This window comes from Staphylococcus sp. M0911 (assembly GCF_003491325.1).
Classification (GTDB): Bacteria; Bacillota; Bacilli; order Staphylococcales; family Staphylococcaceae; genus Staphylococcus; species Staphylococcus warneri_A.
In genome coordinates this window covers 795,515-814,101 of record NZ_CP022881.1, presented here as the reverse complement: position 1 = coordinate 814,101, position 18,587 = coordinate 795,515, and the positions used below count along the sequence as shown (strand labels likewise).

General features: G+C 32.8%; 18 protein-coding genes. 3 read left to right on the top strand and 15 right to left on the bottom strand.

Going from position 1 to position 18,587, the window contains the following annotated elements:
* Window positions 1-33: 33 nt before the first annotated feature.
* The 9 genes from prmC to fdaB all read right to left on the bottom strand — a co-directional run bounded on the left by prmC (window position 34) and on the right by fdaB (window position 9,292).
* Window positions 34-870 (bottom strand): peptide chain release factor N(5)-glutamine methyltransferase, encoded by an 837-nt coding sequence (gene prmC / locus ssp1_RS03905; protein ID WP_002451666.1) that lies wholly within the window; start codon window positions 868-870, stop codon window positions 34-36.
* Entirely contained in the window at window positions 857-1,933 is a 1,077-nt protein-coding gene (prfA, locus tag ssp1_RS03900) for a peptide chain release factor 1 (protein WP_075777886.1), read from the bottom strand. The genes prmC and prfA overlap by 14 nt, the downstream gene beginning before the upstream one ends.
* Complete coding sequence (locus ssp1_RS03895) at window positions 1,933-2,532, bottom strand: thymidine kinase (protein WP_002451668.1); 600 nt, start codon at window positions 2,530-2,532, stop codon at window positions 1,933-1,935. Before ssp1_RS03895 ends, prfA begins: the two co-directional genes overlap by 1 nt.
* 249 nt (window positions 2,533-2,781) lie before the next feature.
* A complete protein-coding gene (locus tag ssp1_RS03890) occupies window positions 2,782-3,039 on the bottom strand; it encodes a type B 50S ribosomal protein L31 (RefSeq protein WP_002451669.1) in 258 nt (85 codons plus the stop codon).
* Window positions 3,040-3,150: 111 nt separating this feature from the next.
* Window positions 3,151-4,467 (bottom strand): transcription termination factor Rho, encoded by a 1,317-nt coding sequence (gene rho / locus ssp1_RS03885; RefSeq protein ID WP_118828128.1) that lies wholly within the window; start codon window positions 4,465-4,467, stop codon window positions 3,151-3,153.
* A 263-nt stretch (window positions 4,468-4,730) separates the two neighbouring features.
* Window positions 4,731-6,158: an aldehyde dehydrogenase family protein gene (locus tag ssp1_RS03880; protein WP_075777884.1), complete on the bottom strand. Its 1,428-nt coding sequence runs from the start codon at window positions 6,156-6,158 to the stop codon at window positions 4,731-4,733.
* Between the two features lie 274 nt (window positions 6,159-6,432).
* Entirely contained in the window at window positions 6,433-6,771 is a 339-nt protein-coding gene (locus ssp1_RS03875) for a winged helix-turn-helix transcriptional regulator (RefSeq protein ID WP_002451672.1), read from the bottom strand.
* 87 nt (window positions 6,772-6,858) lie between these two features.
* Window positions 6,859-8,118, bottom strand: a complete 1,260-nt coding sequence (locus ssp1_RS03870; protein WP_075777883.1) for a UDP-N-acetylglucosamine 1-carboxyvinyltransferase — start codon at window positions 8,116-8,118, stop codon at window positions 6,859-6,861.
* 313 nt (window positions 8,119-8,431) lie between these two features.
* Window positions 8,432-9,292 (bottom strand): class IIb fructose-bisphosphate aldolase FdaB, encoded by an 861-nt coding sequence (gene fdaB, locus ssp1_RS03865; protein WP_118828127.1) that lies wholly within the window; start codon window positions 9,290-9,292, stop codon window positions 8,432-8,434.
* A gap of 218 nt (window positions 9,293-9,510) precedes the next feature.
* On the opposite strand from fdaB, the gene ssp1_RS03860 reads away from it, so the two are divergent.
* Window positions 9,511-10,032: a DUF2529 domain-containing protein gene (locus tag ssp1_RS03860; protein WP_075777882.1), complete on the top strand. Its 522-nt coding sequence runs from the start codon at window positions 9,511-9,513 to the stop codon at window positions 10,030-10,032.
* Between the two features lie 53 nt (window positions 10,033-10,085).
* On the opposite strand, the gene ssp1_RS03855 is transcribed toward ssp1_RS03860, so the two are convergent.
* The 3 genes from ssp1_RS03855 to ssp1_RS03845 form a co-directional block, all read right to left on the bottom strand.
* Window positions 10,086-11,693, bottom strand: coding sequence for a CTP synthase (locus tag ssp1_RS03855; protein ID WP_002451676.1), 1,608 nt, complete (start codon window positions 11,691-11,693; stop codon window positions 10,086-10,088).
* 340 nt (window positions 11,694-12,033) lie between these two features.
* Complete coding sequence (gene rpoE, locus ssp1_RS03850; protein ID WP_002451677.1) at window positions 12,034-12,564, bottom strand: DNA-directed RNA polymerase subunit delta; 531 nt, start codon at window positions 12,562-12,564, stop codon at window positions 12,034-12,036.
* Between the two features lie 113 nt (window positions 12,565-12,677).
* Window positions 12,678-13,538 (bottom strand): GNAT family N-acetyltransferase, encoded by an 861-nt coding sequence (locus ssp1_RS03845; protein WP_075777881.1) that lies wholly within the window; start codon window positions 13,536-13,538, stop codon window positions 12,678-12,680.
* Between the two features lie 242 nt (window positions 13,539-13,780).
* On the opposite strand from ssp1_RS03845, the gene coaW reads away from it, so the two are divergent.
* Window positions 13,781-14,590 (top strand): type II pantothenate kinase, encoded by an 810-nt coding sequence (coaW, locus tag ssp1_RS03840; protein ID WP_118828126.1) that lies wholly within the window; start codon window positions 13,781-13,783, stop codon window positions 14,588-14,590.
* Window positions 14,591-14,643: 53 nt separating this feature from the next.
* Here the strand turns inward: coaW and ssp1_RS03835 are convergent, their stop codons facing one another.
* From ssp1_RS03835 to ssp1_RS03825, 3 genes are all read right to left on the bottom strand, one after another.
* The gene (locus ssp1_RS03835) at window positions 14,644-15,309 is read right to left on the bottom strand and encodes a DUF2750 domain-containing protein (protein WP_049424790.1); all 666 of its coding nucleotides are present in this window, start codon (window positions 15,307-15,309) and stop codon (window positions 14,644-14,646) included.
* A 179-nt stretch (window positions 15,310-15,488) separates the two neighbouring features.
* A complete protein-coding gene (ldmS, locus tag ssp1_RS03830; protein WP_118828125.1) occupies window positions 15,489-16,679 on the bottom strand; it encodes an L-aspartate--L-methionine ligase LdmS in 1,191 nt (396 codons plus the stop codon).
* The gene (locus ssp1_RS03825) at window positions 16,676-17,863 is read right to left on the bottom strand and encodes a M20 family metallopeptidase (protein WP_118828124.1); all 1,188 of its coding nucleotides are present in this window, start codon (window positions 17,861-17,863) and stop codon (window positions 16,676-16,678) included. The genes ldmS and ssp1_RS03825 overlap by 4 nt, the downstream gene beginning before the upstream one ends.
* A gap of 244 nt (window positions 17,864-18,107) precedes the next feature.
* Between ssp1_RS03825 and ssp1_RS03820 the strand changes: the two genes are divergently transcribed.
* Complete coding sequence (locus ssp1_RS03820) at window positions 18,108-18,578, top strand: S-ribosylhomocysteine lyase (RefSeq protein ID WP_002451683.1); 471 nt, start codon at window positions 18,108-18,110, stop codon at window positions 18,576-18,578.
* The last annotated feature ends 9 nt before the right edge of the window (window positions 18,579-18,587 follow it).

Sequence of the window (18,587 nt, the reverse complement as noted above, 5' to 3'; positions counted from 1 at the left end):
AAAAGTAATCCATTTATTTAAATGAGCGTGACTTTACCATTTAATTTCTAAAATTCTATCTAGTTGATTAATATCTTTATAAATTGCGACTGCCTTATCTGGGTACATATCATTCACTATCTCTTTTAAAGTCTGACCTTGGTTATAACCAATTTCAAACACTACATGTGCGCCTGGTAATAACACCTTAGGTAAATCATTTAGAATCGATTGATAAATAGCATAACCTTGACTCTTTGCAAATAATGCTTGATGTGGTTCATAGTCTACGACTGTTTTAGCCATATCTTTGACTTCTTTGACATCAATGTATGGCGGATTTGATATCAGACCATTTACTTTAATATTTCGTTCTATCAATGGCTTTAACGCATTACCTTGAATGAAATCAATGTTCTCTCCGTGTTGTTCTGCGTTTAATCGTGCCACTTCTAATGCATCTTCATATAAATCGGTAGCTATTACGCTTAAAGTAGGCTTTAACTTTTTTAATGTGATGCCTAATACACCACTGCCTGTCCCTATATCTGCTATTGCATCGCCTTCGTTACAAAGGTTTAAAAAATGTAACATCACTTCTTCAGTTTCAGGTCTAGGAATGAGACAACGATCAGATACTGTAAATCGGTATCCATAAAAAGATTGAAACCCTACAATATATTGAATAGGTTCTCCAGATAGCATTCTTTGTAAATTTAAACCAAGTTTAGCTTTATCAGCAACAGACATTTCATCATTCATATGAATAAGATAGTCTGTACGTGACCAATTAAATGTATCAAGTAATAACCACTCAGCTCGTGTTTGTTCATAGCCTTTCTCTTTTGCTAATGAAATAGCATTTGCTAAGTAATCCTTATAACTCACCATTGTTTAATTCTTTCAATTTATCTGTTTGTTCAGATAATGTTAGGGCATCGATAATCTCATCTAAATTACCTTCCATAATCTGATTCAGTTTCTGCAATGTTAAGCCAATTCTATGATCAGTTACACGACTTTGAGGATAGTTATACGTTCTAATTCTTTCTGAACGGTCACCTGTTCCTACTGCTGATTTACGTTGTGATGCATATTTTTGTTGTTCTTCTTGCAATTTCATATCATACAATCTTGCTTTTAATACTTTCATCGCTTTTTCACGGTTTTGTATTTGTGATTTTTCTGATGAAGTAGCAATGACACCTGTTGGTAAGTGAGTGATACGAACAGCTGAATCTGTTGTATTGACGTGCTGACCACCTGCACCACTAGAACGATACGTATCAATTTTTAAGTCTTCATTTCTAATTTCGATTTCTACATCTTCTACTTCTGGTAATACTGCGACTGTAGCTGTTGACGTGTGAATACGACCACCTGACTCTGTTTCAGGAACACGTTGAACACGATGCGCACCATTTTCAAATTTAAGTTTGCTGTATGCACCGTTACCGGATACTGAGAAACTGATCTCTTTATAGCCACCATGGTCACTTTCTGATGCTTCAACAATTTCTGTTTTAAAGTTGTGCGCTTCAGCATACTTAGAGTACATTCTCATTAAATCTCCAGCAAAAATTGCTGCTTCATCACCACCAGCTGCAGCACGAATCTCAACGATAACATCTTTTTCATCATTTGGATCTTTAGGAATAAGTAATAATTTTAATTGTTCTTCCATTTCAGGAAGTTCATTTTTTAAACTTGAGCTTTCTTCTTTTAACATTTCAATTTCTTCTTTATCAGAAGTCTCATTTAGCATTTCTTCGATATCTGCTAACTCTTCTTTTTTACTTTTATAACTTCTATAGACATCTACAGTTTTTTGCAATTCTGCCTGTTCTTTTGAATATTTACGTAATTTATCTGAATCGTTCACGACATCTGGGTCGCTTAACATTTCATTTAATTGTTCATATCTTTCCTCTACAATTTCTAATTGATCAAACACTACATTTCCTCCTTCTCATTTTCACTTGGCGCTACAATATGATGCGCTCTACATCTTGGTTCATAACTTTCATTAGCACCTACTAAAATAATTGGATCATCTGCTTTAGCGGGTTGACCATCTATAAGTCTTTGAGTTCGACTTGAAGGCCCTCCACATACCGCACATACAGCTTGCAATTTTGTAACATGCTCACTTAATGCCAATAATTCAGGCATTGGCTCGAACGGTTCGCCTTTAAAGTCCATATCTAATCCAGCCACAATGACTCGATGACCTTGATCAGCAAGTTGTTGTATGATACTTACAATATTTTCATCAAAAAATTGAACTTCATCTATACCGATAACATCTGCATGAGATATGTCATGATTTAAAATTTCTCTAGCTGTTGAAATATTTATAGCTTCAATTGCATTGCCATTATGTGAAACTACCTTTTCTTTATGATAGCGATCATCAATTGCTGGTTTAAAAACAATAACTTTCTGTTTAGCGTAAATTCCCCGTCTAAGTCGACGTATAAGTTCTTCTGATTTACCACTAAACATACTTCCGGTAATACATTCAATCCATCCGGAATGATAAGTTTCATACATTAAGCGTTCCACCCTTTTTCAAAACATAATCGCTTAATTATATCATATTTTAAAATATCATAAATGCTATTTTTGCAATCTATTCTATTATACAATAATAACTCGAAAAAGTTAGCTACAGTAATATTCTATAACTTACTCATTTCTTTATTACTCTTATGTTGAATAGCAAGTCATCTCTAAATATAACTATAATAAAAAAACTGCCTACATAACCATTGATATGGTGTAGACAGTCTAAACTTAAAATTAGTTGTTGTTTGATTTGAGACCAAACTTTTTGTTGAAGCGTTCCACACGACCATCCGCAGCAGCGAATTTTTGACGTCCTGTATAGAAAGGATGTGAATCAGAAGAAATGTCTAAACGAATAACTGGGTATTCATTTCCATCTTCCCACTCCATAGTTTCTGATGATGTTTTAGTAGAACCACTTAAGAATTTAAAGTTTGTAGTAGTATCTAAAAAGATAACTTTATGATACTCAGGATGAATTCCTTGTTTCATTGTTTTCAGCTCCTTTGCCCTGAACCATCTGGAACAGAGTTATTTGTGAGTTTTTACCCAATACTTGGTAATTATAATAGTAATTAATGTAAAACGCAACCCTTTGTAAAATTAAATAATAGGTTTACCTGTTTTTGTGCTTTCTTCTGCTGATTTTTGTAGTTGTTCAAAGAAATCTTTATTATTTTTTGAACGTTTTAACTTACGAATAAATCTCTCTGTAAAATCCGTAGAATCCGTGAATAGATTACGAAGTTGCCATAATGTATCTAACTCTGCCTTGCTAATTAACAGTTCTTCTTTACGTGTAGAACTTCGACCAATGTCTATAGCTGGGAAGATACGTCGTTCAGATAGTTTACGATCTAAGTGAAGCTCCATATTACCTGTACCTTTGAATTCTTCATAAATCATATCGTCCATTCTTGAGCCTGTATCTACTAAAGCTGTAGCTAAGATAGTTAAACTACCACCCGCTTCTATATTTCGGGCTGCACCGAAAAAGGCTTTTGGTTTATGCAGAGATGCTGGATCAAGACCACCAGAAAGCGTACGGCCACTTGGTGGAATGACTAAGTTATAAGCTCGAGCTAATCGAGTAATTGAGTCCATTAATATAATGACATCTTCCCCTATTTCTACAAGGCGTTTAGCTCTCTCTAATAATAATTCTGCAACTTTCACGTGATGTTGTGGTGGTTCATCAAACGTTGAATGTACAACTTCAGCTGATTCAACTGAACGTTCTATATCAGTTACTTCTTCAGGTCTCTCACCAACTAACAAGACAAATAATTTGGCTTCTGGTTTATTGGTAATAATTGCATTAGCAATTTCTTTAAGTAATGATGTTTTACCCGCTTTAGGTGGCGCAACAATGAGCCCACGTTGTCCTAAGCCAATAGGAGTTACTAAATCCATGATTCGTGTTGAATAATTTTTTGGTTCAGTTTCAAGTAAAATTCGTTCTTCTGGATACAAAGGCGTCAACGCTTGGAAGTGAGGACGTTTTTTTACTTCTTCAGCATTTTGATCGTTAACAAAGTCCACTTGTAGTAATCCATAGTATTTCTCATTATCTTTAGGTTTACGAACTTTACCTGTTACTTTATCGCCTCTTTTAATTTCAAATCGACGAATTTGACTTGCTGAAATATAGATGTCTTTTTCACCCTTAGAATAATTAACAGTTCTTAAGAAACCATAACCATCGGTTTGGATATCATCTAAAATACCCTCCATATAATAATTGCCATCTTTCTCCATTTGAGCTTCCATGATAGCTAATACAAGTTCTTTCTTATTCAATTTACTATAATTAGTTAATTTTAAAGATTTAGCTTTCTGAGTGAGTTCTTTAGTAGTGTTGTTTTTGTATAGTTCGTGGAAAGATTCATATTGAGGAGAAGTTCGTTCTCGTTCAGGCATAGACTTGCACCCATTTCCTTATTTTTTATGTTAAAAAGATTGTGATGGAACATAGATGGCTATTAATTAGCATTTACTAAAAAAAGCCTTTTGAAGTGCTTATCACGACTTTGTTCATCATAACCTTCTAAATACTAGAATAACTATAGCAAACTTTTAATTTAAATACAAAACGAATTTTGTATTTAACATATTTAAAACAATGCACGTTACTTTATAACGTAACGTGCATTCACAAAAATTTGATTCATAAGATTTTTTAATTATTTGAAATAACCTGCAATTGATTTTACTTCTAAGAATTCTTCAATTCCGTAGTCGCCCCATTCACGACCTAATCCAGATTGTTTATATCCACCAAATGGTAAATCTGGTTTACGTCCAGCTTCATTAATTTCAACTGTTCCTGCTTCAATAGAACGTGCCACTTTGTGTAATGTGTCTTTATCATTACCAATAACATAACCAGCTAGACCATATTTCGTATCATTCGCTATTTTAATTGCTTCGTCTACATCATTATAAGTGATCACTGACATAACAGGACCAAAAATTTCTTCTTGAGCAATAGTCATATGATTATCAACGTTAATGAAAATAGTAGGACGAGCAAAATATCCTTTTTCTAGACCTTCAGGTTTACCAGGACCTCCGTAAAATAATTCTGCACCTTCTTCAATACCTTTATCAATATATGATTGAACTTGGTCAAATTGTTTTTTACTAATAATCGGTCCAACTTGTGTACCTTCTTCTCTAGGATCACCGACTTTGACTGAACTAAATTGTGCTTTCACAGCTTTTAAGAAGTCTTCTTTAATACTATTTGGTACTAATACACGTGTACCTGCAGTACATACTTGTCCTGTATTATTAACAACTTTACCTGTTGTCGCTTTAGCCGCTTCTTCAATATCAACATCATCTAAAACGATATAAGGTGACTTACCACCAAGTTCTAATGATACTTTTTTGAAGTCTTTAGCTGCTTTTTCCATAATTTTTGAACCAGTAGGACCTGAGCCTGTAAATGACATCATTCTAACTTTAGGATGTTCACTTAACGGATTACCTACACCTTCACCGTCACCATTAACAAGGTTAAATACGCCTTTAGGCACGCCTACTTTATCAAATATTTCAGCTAAGATAACAGCAGCGAACGGTGTTTCTTCTGATGGTTTTAAGACAACAGCGCTTCCTGCTGCAAATGCTGCAGCTAATTTAAGTGATGTTTGATTAGTTGGGAAATTCCAAGGTGTAACTAAACCTGCTACGCCGATAGCTTCTTTCAGAACTAAATCATCACCACGTTGTTCTTCAAATTCAAAACTGTCTAATGCATCTCTCGCTGCAGTAAAATGATTAAGTCCCATTTGATAATGTACTTTTTCAGAAACTGATAACGGCGCACCAAGTTCATCAGTAATCGCTTGTACAATATCTTCTTTTCTATTTTCATATTCTTTAACGATTTTATCTAGTAAATCTCTTCTATATTCAACCGTACTATGACGGAAATCTAAATATACATTATCTGCAGCTTCAACTGCTTTATTAACATCTTCTTCATTACCTTTAGCCACTGAACCAATGACCTCTTCAGTTGCAGGGTTAATTACTTCTATTGTTTCTCCACTAGCACTATCAACCCATTCACCATTAATATATTGTTTAGTGAAATGTCTCATCAAACTTCACTCCTTAGATTTGTTATACAACTATTCTAACCATTTTGTTACAAAGTTAAACATATCTGCTCATTGATTCAATTGCACTTAATCATTTTAAAATTTAAAATTTATGAATTTACAATCGAATTCACTCAATCTGTAAAATGGCATAGAAAAAGAGCGAAGCAATACATGATTGCCTCACTCTTACAATACATCCTCTTATTAAAATTAATCATAAGGATGTTGTCGTAATCTAGAAATTAAACAATTCTAAGTACAACTGTCTGAATTATTTTACAGGTTCTGCTTCAGATTCTAGATTAATATTATTTTGTGCCCATTCTTCAATTGGTTTTAAAGCGTCAGCTAATGAACTTCCTTTTTCTGTCAATTCATAAATAATGGTTACTGGACTAGTGGAAACGATTCTTTTTTCAACCAATCCCCAGTCTCCTAATTCAGTCAGTTTAATACTTAGTGCACGAGGCGTGATTGTTTTCAAGTCTCTTTTCAAATCGGAAAAATGTGCAGATTGGTCTTCGCATCTAGATAAATAGTTGATGATTAAACCGTTCCAACTGCGTCCTAATATTTTAAAAGTTTCTTCTAAATAAGGACATACTTCCATAAATCTCACCTCTCACTCATATATCTTAATACTAATGCACTAAAATCTGTGCTTATAATTTTAAGTATATTTATTATACCACATTTTTTAAACTGTTTCAGTCCAAATTTCTGCACCGAGCGCTTTTAAATGTTCAACAATTTGAGTATACCCACGATAAATGTGTTTAACGTTGTATATAGTTGTAACGCCTTCCGCGATTAAACCAGCTACTATCAAGCATGCACCTGCTCTTAAATCACTCGCATAAACTTCAGCCCCATTAAGAGTGGATGGTTTAATCGTTGCTGTGCCATTATCTTTATTAATGTTAGCACCCATTTGTTGTAGTTCTTCAACATGCTTGAATCTTTCAGGATAAATTGTATCTGTAACAAATGATGGACCATTTGCCATAAATAATAATGGTGTAATCGGTTGTTGTAGATCTGTTGCAAATCCTGGATATACCAGTGTTTTAATATCAACACTATGATAAGGTTCGCTCTTTCTAATAACAGCTTTTTCATCGTTTAATTCGATATCGACACCTAATTCTTTTAATTTAGCTGTCAATGCTTCAACATGTCTTGGCACTATATTATTAATGACAACTTCTTCTCCCGCAGCTGCCGCCATACACATGTATGAGCCTGCTTCAATACGGTCAGGTATAACTTGATACTCTGTACCGTGTAATGTATCTACGCCAGTAATTTTAATTGTCGTTGTACCGGCACCTTTAATTTGTGCTCCCATACTAATTAAGAAATTAGCCACATCTACAACTTCAGGTTCTTTTGCTGCATTTTCAATAACAGTTTGTCCTTCTGCATGTACCGCAGCTAACATAATATTAATTGTAGCACCAACACTCACCATATCTAAAAAGATATTAGCTCCTTTTAATTGTTTAGCTTCAATTTTCATTGACGTGTCACTAGATTCATCGATTTCTGCACCTAATGCCTTAAAACCTTTAATATGTTGATCGATTGGACGTGGCCCTAATGGGCAACCACCTGGAAGCCCAATGACACACTTTTTAAATCTTCCTAGCATTGCTCCCATCATATAATATGAGGCTCTTAAAGATTCAACTTTATTATTGGGTAATGGTGCATTTTCAATTTCAGTTGTATCAACATCTAATTTAGTACCGTCTAATTTTGTTTTAATATTTAAATCTTCTAATAAGCTAACAAGTGTTTCTACATCAGAGATTTGTGGTAACCCATCTAAATTCACTTGTCCATGGGCTAATAAAGTAGCAGGAATGATTGCTACAGCACTATTTTTAGCACCACTAATATTCACTTCTCCTTTAAGTGTCTTTCCACCTCTAATTTTGATTACCTCTTGAGCCATATCTTTTTCTCCTTTGTTTCCTTCATTTGTTAAAAATTTACATTATTAGCATTATAAAATAATTTTACTTTGTTTGTAAAATAGTTCATGAATACATAGTTGGTTCAACATTATGTTATATCATGTTCATCAAAAGTTACGAATTTAAAGTTTGTTTCCTCCGCATTAAATTGTTCTGATTTCCATATGCCAACAATACTATATTTTTATTTAGTATGCTTAAAACTTATGCAATTTTATAAATTTCGTAATCATTATAGCATAAAAATAAGCCATTAAACCTAGGTTTAATGGCTTATTAAAAGATATTTAATTATTTAGCACGGTTAGAAGTACCGAATTCTTTAATTTTACCTTTAACTGTTGCTTTAATTGCTTCACGAGCAAGTCCTAAATATTTACGTGGATCGTAAACTTCAGAATCTTTGTTTAATACATCGCGAACAGCTTTAGCTGAAGCAATTTGGTTTTCAGTGTTAACATTAATTTTAGCAGTACCATAAGGAATTGCTTTTTGGATATCTTTAGTTGGGATACCAGTACCACCATGTAATACTAATGGTAAACCAGTTGAAGCACCAATTTCTTCCATTTCTTTGAAACCTAATTTTGGTTCACCTTTGTAAGGACCATGTACTGAACCTAATGCAGGCGCTAATGTATCGATACCAGTTTTTTCAACTAGTTCTTGACATTCCTTAGGATCTGCATAGATGACACCGTCAGCTACTACATCGTCTTCTTGACCACCAACTGTACCTAACTCAGCTTCTACTGAAACGCCTCTTTCGTGAGCATATTCAACCACTTTAGAAGTGATTTCAACATTTTCTTCAAAAGGACTGTGAGAAGCGTCAATCATTACTGAAGTGAATCCAGCATCAATTGCTTCTTTACATTTTTCAAAGCTTGAACCATGGTCTAAGTGGATAGCTACTGGTATTGTAATGTTTAAGTCATGCATTAAACCTTCAACCATTTTAACTACTGTATAGAATCCGCTCATGTAACGAGCAGCTCCTTCAGAAACACCTAAAATAACTGGTGCATTCTCTTCTTGTGAAGCTTCTAAAATAGCTTGTGTAAATTCTAAGTTATTTAAGTTGTATTGACCAACCGCATAACCATTTTCTTTTGCATCGATTAACATTTCTTTCATTGAAACTAAAGGCATTATAGTTCCTCCTTGAGTGCTTGAGCACGTATTTTTTCAAACTCATTATAACAAAATTACAACTTAAATGCATTCGAATAGATGATTTAAAATTTACAATTTTCACAATCCTTACCACTACTCGATTTGAAAACGTATCCAATTATAATTAGTTATAATCATTGCAATCAATTATGGCTTTATTTACAATATTTTAATGAATAGAATGGAGGTAGAATATGTCAAAAATACTCAATACGCAATTAATAGGTATCTTAGATAGAATTGAAAAACAAGCTTTAGATGTACAAATGGGGGCACAATGTTTAATACAAGCCATTGGTGGCGAAGGCCATGTTTATATTAAAGGATATGACGATTTGAAATTTTATGAAGACTTCATCCTACATAGTCATGAAAAGTTAAAATCAAGCTTACCTTTAACAGATTTAAACAGCTTTGAAGAATTAGATACAACAGACCGCGTATTTTTATTTTCACCTACATACAATGAAGACGTCGAACGTGACGTAAATAAACTAATAGAGACTGATATCGACTTTGTTCTTGTATGTAATCACCCTAAACGAGATGATTTTCCTGAACATTTAATGCATTTTATCAATCTATCAACGCCAAGACCTATCGTATACACTGAAGATTACGATAAGATTGTACAACCTCACCCTATTGCTTTTAACTATATCTATTATGATATTTATACTCAAATGGTTGAAATGACACGTGATTTAGAATTATAAAATAACAAAGCCTATGGGTATGAACTAATTCATATCCATAGGCTTTATTAATATTATTGTTGTTGATGTTTTAAAGCTGCTTCAACAAAAGCTTTAAAAATGGGTTGTGGTCTATTTGGTCTAGATAAAAATTCTGGATGGAATTGACATGCAATAAAGAAATCTTTCTCTGGAATCTCTACCATTTCAATTAATCTTCCATCTGGGCTTGTACCAGAGAATACCATTCCATTAGCCTCTAATTGCTCTCTATAATCATTGTTGAATTCATATCTATGACGATGTCTTTCTTCAATATTATTTTCATTATAAATAGAATGTGCTAAAGTACCTTCTTTAATTGTACAAGGATATAATCCTAATCTTAAAGTACCACCTAAATCTTCAATATCTTTTTGTTCAGGTAATAAGTCAATAATTGGATGTGGTGTACTAGGATCTAATTCAGCTGAATGTGCACCTTCTAATCCTAAGACATTACGTGCAAATTCTACTGTAGCGAGTTGCATGCCTAAACAAATACCAAAGTATGGCACATTATTTTCGCGCGCATATTTAATGGCTGAAATTTTACCTTCGCTGGCACGGAAACCAAATCCACCCGGCACTAGAATACCATCTACATCAGAAAGGTAACTTGCAACATTTTCATCAGTTACTAAACTTGAATCTATCCATTTAACTACAACATCTTTTTTGAATGGATAACCTGCATGTTTAAGTGATTCTACCACAGATAAATATGCGTCTTGTAGGCTTACATATTTACCAACTAAACCAATGGTAATCTTACCATCTAAACTATTTACAGTATCTAGTAAATGCTGCCATTCATCTAATTGTGTTTCATATTTTGCGTTTAATTGTAGACGTTTAATAACAATGTCGTCCATTTCTTGTTTACTCAACTGTAGTGGAATCTCATATAATGAATCAGCGTCACGACATTCGATAACACTTTCTTTATTAATATCGCAGAATAAAGCAATTTTATCTTTTAAGTCTTGTGTCATTTCATATTCAGTACGAACAACAATTAGGTCTGGTTGGATACCTAATCCACGTAATTCTTTAACGCTATGTTGTGTTGGTTTAGTTTTCATTTCGCCTGCTGCTTTGATATATGGTAATAGTGTACAGTGAACATACATTACATTTTCTCTACCTAAGTCACTTCTAATTTGTCGAATTGCTTCTAAGAATGGTAAAGACTCAATATCCCCTGTTGTACCACCAATTTCAGTAATAACAACATCAGCATTAGTACTTTCACCAGCTAATAACAAGCGCTCTTTAATTTCATTAGTGATGTGTGGAATAACTTGTACTGTTCCACCTAAATAATCACCACGACGCTCTTTTTTCAAGACGTGTGAATATACTTTACCTGCAGTTACGTTTGAATATTTATTTAAATTGATATCGATAAAACGTTCATAGTGTCCTAAATCTAAATCCGTTTCAGCCCCATCATCAGTTACAAAAACTTCACCATGTTGATAAGGACTCATTGTTCCTGGATCGACATTTAAATACGGATCAAATTTTTGAATCGTAACTTCAAGACCTCTATCTTTTAATAATCTTCCTAAAGAAGCAGCAGTAATCCCTTTACCTAATGATGAAACTACGCCACCTGTTACAAATATAAACTTTGTCATGATTTGACCTCCTGAATTTTATTAGAGTTTGCATATTATTTGCTTAAAATCAAAAGCATTTACTATAAATTAAGTATGTATTTAATTTGAAAGGAACAATGTGTTTAATACATTCACATATACTTTTCTATTTACATGTCACAGTGTATTTGATAGTTACTTTGAAATAATATTCATTCTACAACATTAAACATTACATTGGAATCTTATTTTATTAAAATAAAAAAAACGCTCCCTCTCACATATTTGTAAGGGGAGCGTATAACATTTATACACGTGTCCTATTTAAAGGAGCCCAAATAAAATTCTATCATTTTTAAACTAAAAGTCAATTAGAAATTTAGCTTTGATATTCTTCTTCCTCTTCTTCATCATCAAAGTCATCATCTTCATCTTCATCTTCTTCGTCGATAACGATATCAGTTTCATTAATTTCATCTTCGACTTGTTCATCTTCAGGATCATTTAATGTTTCTTGATCATCGGTAACTGCTGGAATATCATCATCGTCATCCGCTTCATCTTCACCTAATAATTTAAGGTTTTTATCTTCTTCGTCATCGTCATCAAGAATATCAAATTTTTGAATAGTTGGTGCAATTTTTTCTTCAATATCATCTACAGAATACCAATCGCGAATTCCCCATTGGTTTTCACCGATATTTAAAAAGCGACCATCAGTATTTAAATCTGTATAGAATTGAACAACACGATTTTCAATTTCATCGTATTCATAATTACCTAAGGCTTTGAATTCATCAATAATATCGTATAAATTCATTGTTTCGCCTTTTTCATTTAGAAGTGTGTAAGCCATATCGATAAATGATTTTTCATCTACCATTTCTTTAGTGTAATCTTTAATTTTCATTATAAAATACTTCCTTTCAAAGGATTTTTATCTTAAACTAGTAGGTCAAATTTCGTTAATTAATAGTAACAAAAATAAATTATAAATGACAATGGGCGTTTACGCAATCTCTGTTAATAATTTATATATTTTTCAAATAGAATGTAATCCTCTGCTTGTTCTACTTCAACAAAGTTACTATTAATACACAGTGGACTTAATTCGTTATTTTCTCCATACAAAGTAATAGATAACACCTTAATATTATCAAAGTTCTTACGTATATAAGTTGGTAATTGTCTTAATGCACTTTCAGCTATACCTTCATTTCGATGCGTTTTATTAACTTCAATTCCAGAAATACGCATTCTATCATCAATCTGTTCAATACCAATAAAACCTACTTTTTCTCCATCCTTGAGTAAGTTAATTAAATGAATATTAGCTTCTTCTGAAGATTCGTTCTCAACGAGTTTCAAGGAAGACACATGTTTAGAATCTAAATCTAAATAATACAATCTTTCTTTACCAATTGGTCCTTCTTCTTTAGTAGCTGTATGCATAAAACCTGCACGTTCATACACGTTCCAAGCTGCTTGATTCTCAGCATCAACAACTAAAAATAGATGATTAAAGTCCGGGAACAATGCTTGTACATATTGAGGTAAATACATCATCATTTTAGTACCATAACCATGTCCTTGGTATCGTTCATTAACTGACAATGATCGTACATAAACGACATTTTCAGGCGTATCATACCCTTCATGTTGATAATATTGATGTAATACAAAGAACCCCACAACTTCTCCATCTTTATTCTTCGCAATATTAGCAACACGATTGTCATCATTAAGTGCTTCTTTTAAAACTGTTTTAGGTAATGAAGAATAGATTTGCTGTCTCTCACTTAGTTCAAAATTTAATATATCCGTACGATATTTTTCTTCAAAGACTTGAATCGTTATATCTTCAAATTGCTTTTTTATATTCATAAGTTAATCCCCTTATCTTTAATTACTCACTTATTATATATTACTTTACCCTATTGTAATACGAATTCTCATATAATTTAAAATATCTACCAAATAAAATGTATACAAAGTCCTATTTTAGAATTGTAATTTAATTGCATTGTTTTATGAGTTCATTTTTTAAATAAAATAAACTCTTGTATTTCGCTTAATTTATTATACTATTATGGGTGATGGATTTTTGATTTGAGGTGAATGTGGAAATGAAAATAGGAATCGATGCTGGTGGAACTTTAATTAAAATCGTTCAAGAATTCGAAAATAAACGTAAATATCACACCGAACTAACCATTAATATTGATAAAGTGATTCAGTGGTTAAACCAAATTGAATTCGAGAGTTTAAGTTTGACTGGTGGTCAAGCAAGTATTATAGCTGAACAACTATCAAAACCAACTCAAAATTTTGTTGAATTTGATGCTGCTTCAAAAGGACTAGGTATTTTACTTAAAGAACAAGGTCATGATATTAATCAATATATTTTTGCCAATGTAGGTACAGGTACTTCACTTCATTATTTTGATGGTCAACAACAACAACGTGTTGGAGGTATAGGTACTGGTGGCGGTATGATTCAAGGTCTTGGTTATTTATTAAGCCAAATTTCAGATTATAAACAATTAACAGATTTGGCTCAAAAAGGTGATAGAGATACGATTGATTTAAAAGTCAAACATATTTATAAAGATTGTGAACCCCCTATTCCTGGTGATTTAACAGCCGCAAACTTTGGTAATGTTTTACATCATTTGAATGAAGACTTTTCATTAGAGAATAAATTAGCCTCTGTTGTGGGTGTTGTGGGAGAAGTTATTACAACGATGTCTATTACAGTTGCTCATGAGCATCAAACTGATAATGTTGTTTACATCGGTTCATCATTTAACAATAATCCGTTATTACGTAAAGTAATCGAAGATTATACTGTATTAAGAGGATTCAACCCATTTTACATTGAACATAGCGCCTTTTCTGGTGCAATAGGCGCGATACATCTGAATGACAATCATTAAACTAAAAGGGAGGTCGAGACAAAAACTGTATGTCTCAACCTCCCTTTTAAATATTAGAATGTTGTTTCGTTAGATAATTTTTGTGCTGATACTATTGTTCCGATGACACCTGGTTTTAAATCTATTCCAACACCTTTATCGTCATCACGTAATTTATCTAACCACTCACCAAACACACTGGCCTCAATTTCAATTAAATCACATTCTTCAAAGTCTTCCTCTTGAACTTTTTGAGCTCTTTTCTTTAAGCTCCAAACTGGCATAATTTGTGGTTTATCTTCTCTTCCATCATCTATTAAAATAAAGTTTTTTTCGTTCTTATTAGTTAGTCCATACACATGATCATATTTCGCTACATCTCTAACAAATTCTTTAACTCTAATTTTATCTAATTCTGACATCAATTCTCGAGTGACATCATATATATTGACAAGTTTACCTGTATTATCGTTTGTCGTATCAATCATTACTTTATCCGTTTCATCAAATAATTCATCTAAGTCATATGCGACAAAGCGATCTAAATCTAATTGTATTAATTTATCATAATTGATTTCGTTATCATTTAAATATTGCTTCGCAGTGTCTGCATCTGTCCATACAGCTACATAGGTCTGTTCATTTTTCATTAAACGTACTATTTTTTTATTTTTTGAAGCAAAATAAATATATTCATTTATTAACATTTCTTTGAAAAACGATTCCTCTTTGTAAGACATTTTACACCCTCGATTCATAGATATTCTTTTATTCCTTACTTAAAATATTAAAATACTCATTAATGTTAGTCAATACGATAAGAATCGTATACCTAACACTCACTTTTTTCATTATTCCTTAAAAAAACTCTTAAAAATTAAGCTTATCACTTAAATTTTAAGAGTTATTACAATATCATTTAATTTTTTAATTCTTCTAAAAATGCTTTCTCCAATTGTTGAATCGATGCTTTGTCTTTGCCATGCCATATACATCCAAATCTAGAACCTACTTTATTCTTACCATACCAATCACCATCATAATATGATAAAGGATATAGAACACCTTTTTTCACATATTTTAAGATGGTATTGAAGAAATGGTCATTATCTCCATCTGAGAAATAACTGTAGAATTTATGATATCCGTTTGTTAATTCATCAGATAATAGTAGCATACTCGTTGAACCATTTTGTCTAAAGTTTAAATCAATGGCGTATACGTCATGATGTTCATCTAACAATAAATCAAATCCAGCAACACCAAAGAAACCTAACCCTACACCAATTGACATAATTTCACGACCTGCGTCTATGACATGTTGTGGCACATCTTCTACATTTTCATTACCGTTATAGAAACCATAATCATTTGTTAATTGTCGCGCGGTACCTAAGTATTGAATACCAATGTCTTCGGAATAAGCAAATTGAACGCAATAGTTTTGTACGGCTTCAATTTTTTGTTCAATAATTAATTGATCAGTTGCTTCTGTTGCTTCTTCAATACGTTTTTGAGCTTCGGCTAGATCATGATCATTGTAACAAATCATCACACCATATCCTCCAGCAGTTGGTAAATCATCCCCTGGCTTAATGACAAAAGGATATTTCCAATTCTGTATCGCATCTTTGAAAGACTCAATAGGTACAATCTCTCTCTTTGGAAGATATTTACCATTCGTCCATTCTGGGATTCTTGCTTTATTGTTAAGCGCAACAAACACATCTTTATTTAATGCATAGTATGACTTCTCTAATACATCGTCGTCATGAATATATTGGAAGTATAATTTTTTATTATTTTCATATGCCAATTTTTTTATTAAAGATTCATAAGTTTGTTGATCTCTAAACTGATAAATATGAGGCGGGATTTGTTTACCCACCTCTTTAAATAGGGTCTCTAATTTAGAAGTTACACTCGCTTCATGTACAATAACCGGAAACTGATTGGCAATTAATAACTCTCGGCCAGTTAAAAAATTAGATTGATGTTCATCAGGCTTTAACCATGGATTAGATATATATGAAGGCCTAGATGTATAAACAACATCATCATTATATAAATCGCTTAATGTTAATTTGGGACTATATACGTTTTCACTCATGATTTCACATGTCCTTTCATATGATGATGTTCTTCAACTATTTCATCGAATAATGTTTGATTTTTAATTATTTCTAATCCCATTAAGGCCATAATTTTTGCGCCTTTGATGAGTGCTTGATCACCTTGTAAACTAGCTGCTGCTTCTCTAAACCGGTGTGTGTGCCCTACTAAATTTCTTGATCCAATTTTAATGTGCGGATGAATTGTAGGTACAACATGACTAACATTACCTGTATCAGTTGAACCATAACCGAAGTCATCATCAATGACTGCTTCACCCATTTCAATGGCATATTTTTCGAATAAATCGTCCAATTTTGGTGATTTGATTAACTCATTGACACCATTTTGAATTGGACCAAATTCATAATCACAACCTGTTTGAATTGCGGCACCCCTTGCAATTTGTTTTACTTTTTCTGTTAAAACATCTAATTCTTTTCTTGACGTGGCTCTTGTGTAAAACCGAGCATGTGTAAAATCAGGTATAATATTGGCTGCTTTACCACCATCTAATATGACACCATGGACACGTTGACTCTTTTTAATGTGTTGTCTTAGTTGCGCTACACCATTAAAATATGAAATCATAGCATCTAATGCGTTTCTAGCTTCATCCGCATTCTCAGAAGCATGTGCACTTTTCCCATAAAATTTAACATCTAATACATCAACCGCTAATGTATTTATCGTTTTGTATGTTTCATTGCCTGGATGTACCATTAATGCAATATCTATTTCATCAATAATACCTGCTTTAACATAAGATGCTTTAGCACTTCCATTTTCTCCGCCTTCTTCTGCAGGACATCCGAGTACCACAACTGAACCGCCGATATCGTCAATGACTTGTTTTAAAGCAATGCCACCTAATGTGCTTGCCGTACCGATAATATTATGTCCACATGCATGACCTAGTCCCGGTAAGGCATCATATTCTGCTAAAAAGCCAATAGCTGGACCTTCTTTATTCGAATCATATCTAGCTATAAATCCTGTAGCATGTCCAGCAATATCTGTTTCGATTTCAAATCCATTCGCTTTCAAACTATCGATCAATGTTCTTGAAGCGAAGATTTCTTCATTACCAAGCTCTGGTCTTTCATGTATTCGGTGACTCATCTCTACATAATCATATTTATTATTTTCAATATAATCTAAAATATCTTGTTTCTCACTCATATTACCTAGCTCCCATTCTACAAATGCACTATAATGACCACATCTATCATTTAATTATTACTTATTCTATCGGATTTAGATTTAAATGTCATTACATTTATTTATAATTACACAATTTTCTCACTATTCAAACTTGTATTTTAGTAAAAGATACTGTTACCTCGAAATTGTAAAAACAAAACAGTATTGTTACAATTTAGTTATTAATAAATTGTTGTTTCGTATATTTGAGGAGGAAAATATAATGCCCAAAATGAACGTAGAAAGTTTTAATTTAGATCATACAAAAGTGGTTGCACCATTTATTCGATTAGCAGGCACAATGGAAGGACTAAATGGCGACAAAATTCACAAATATGATATTCGTTTTAAACAACCTAACAAAGAACATATGGAAATGCCTGGTTTACATTCACTAGAGCATTTAATGGCGGAAAACATCAGAAATCATACAGATAAAGTAGTAGATTTAAGCCCAATGGGATGTCAAACAGGATTTTATGTTTCATTTATCAACCATGATGATTATGAAGATGTATTAGATATTGTTGAAAAAACTCTCCATGATGTGTTAAACGCAACAGAAGTCCCTGCATGTAATGAAGTACAATGTGGTTGGGCTGCTAGTCATTCATTAGAAGGTGCCAAAGAAATCGCGCAAGCGTTCTTAGATAAACGTAATCAATGGCACGACATTTATGGCAATGCTAAATAGCACTATATA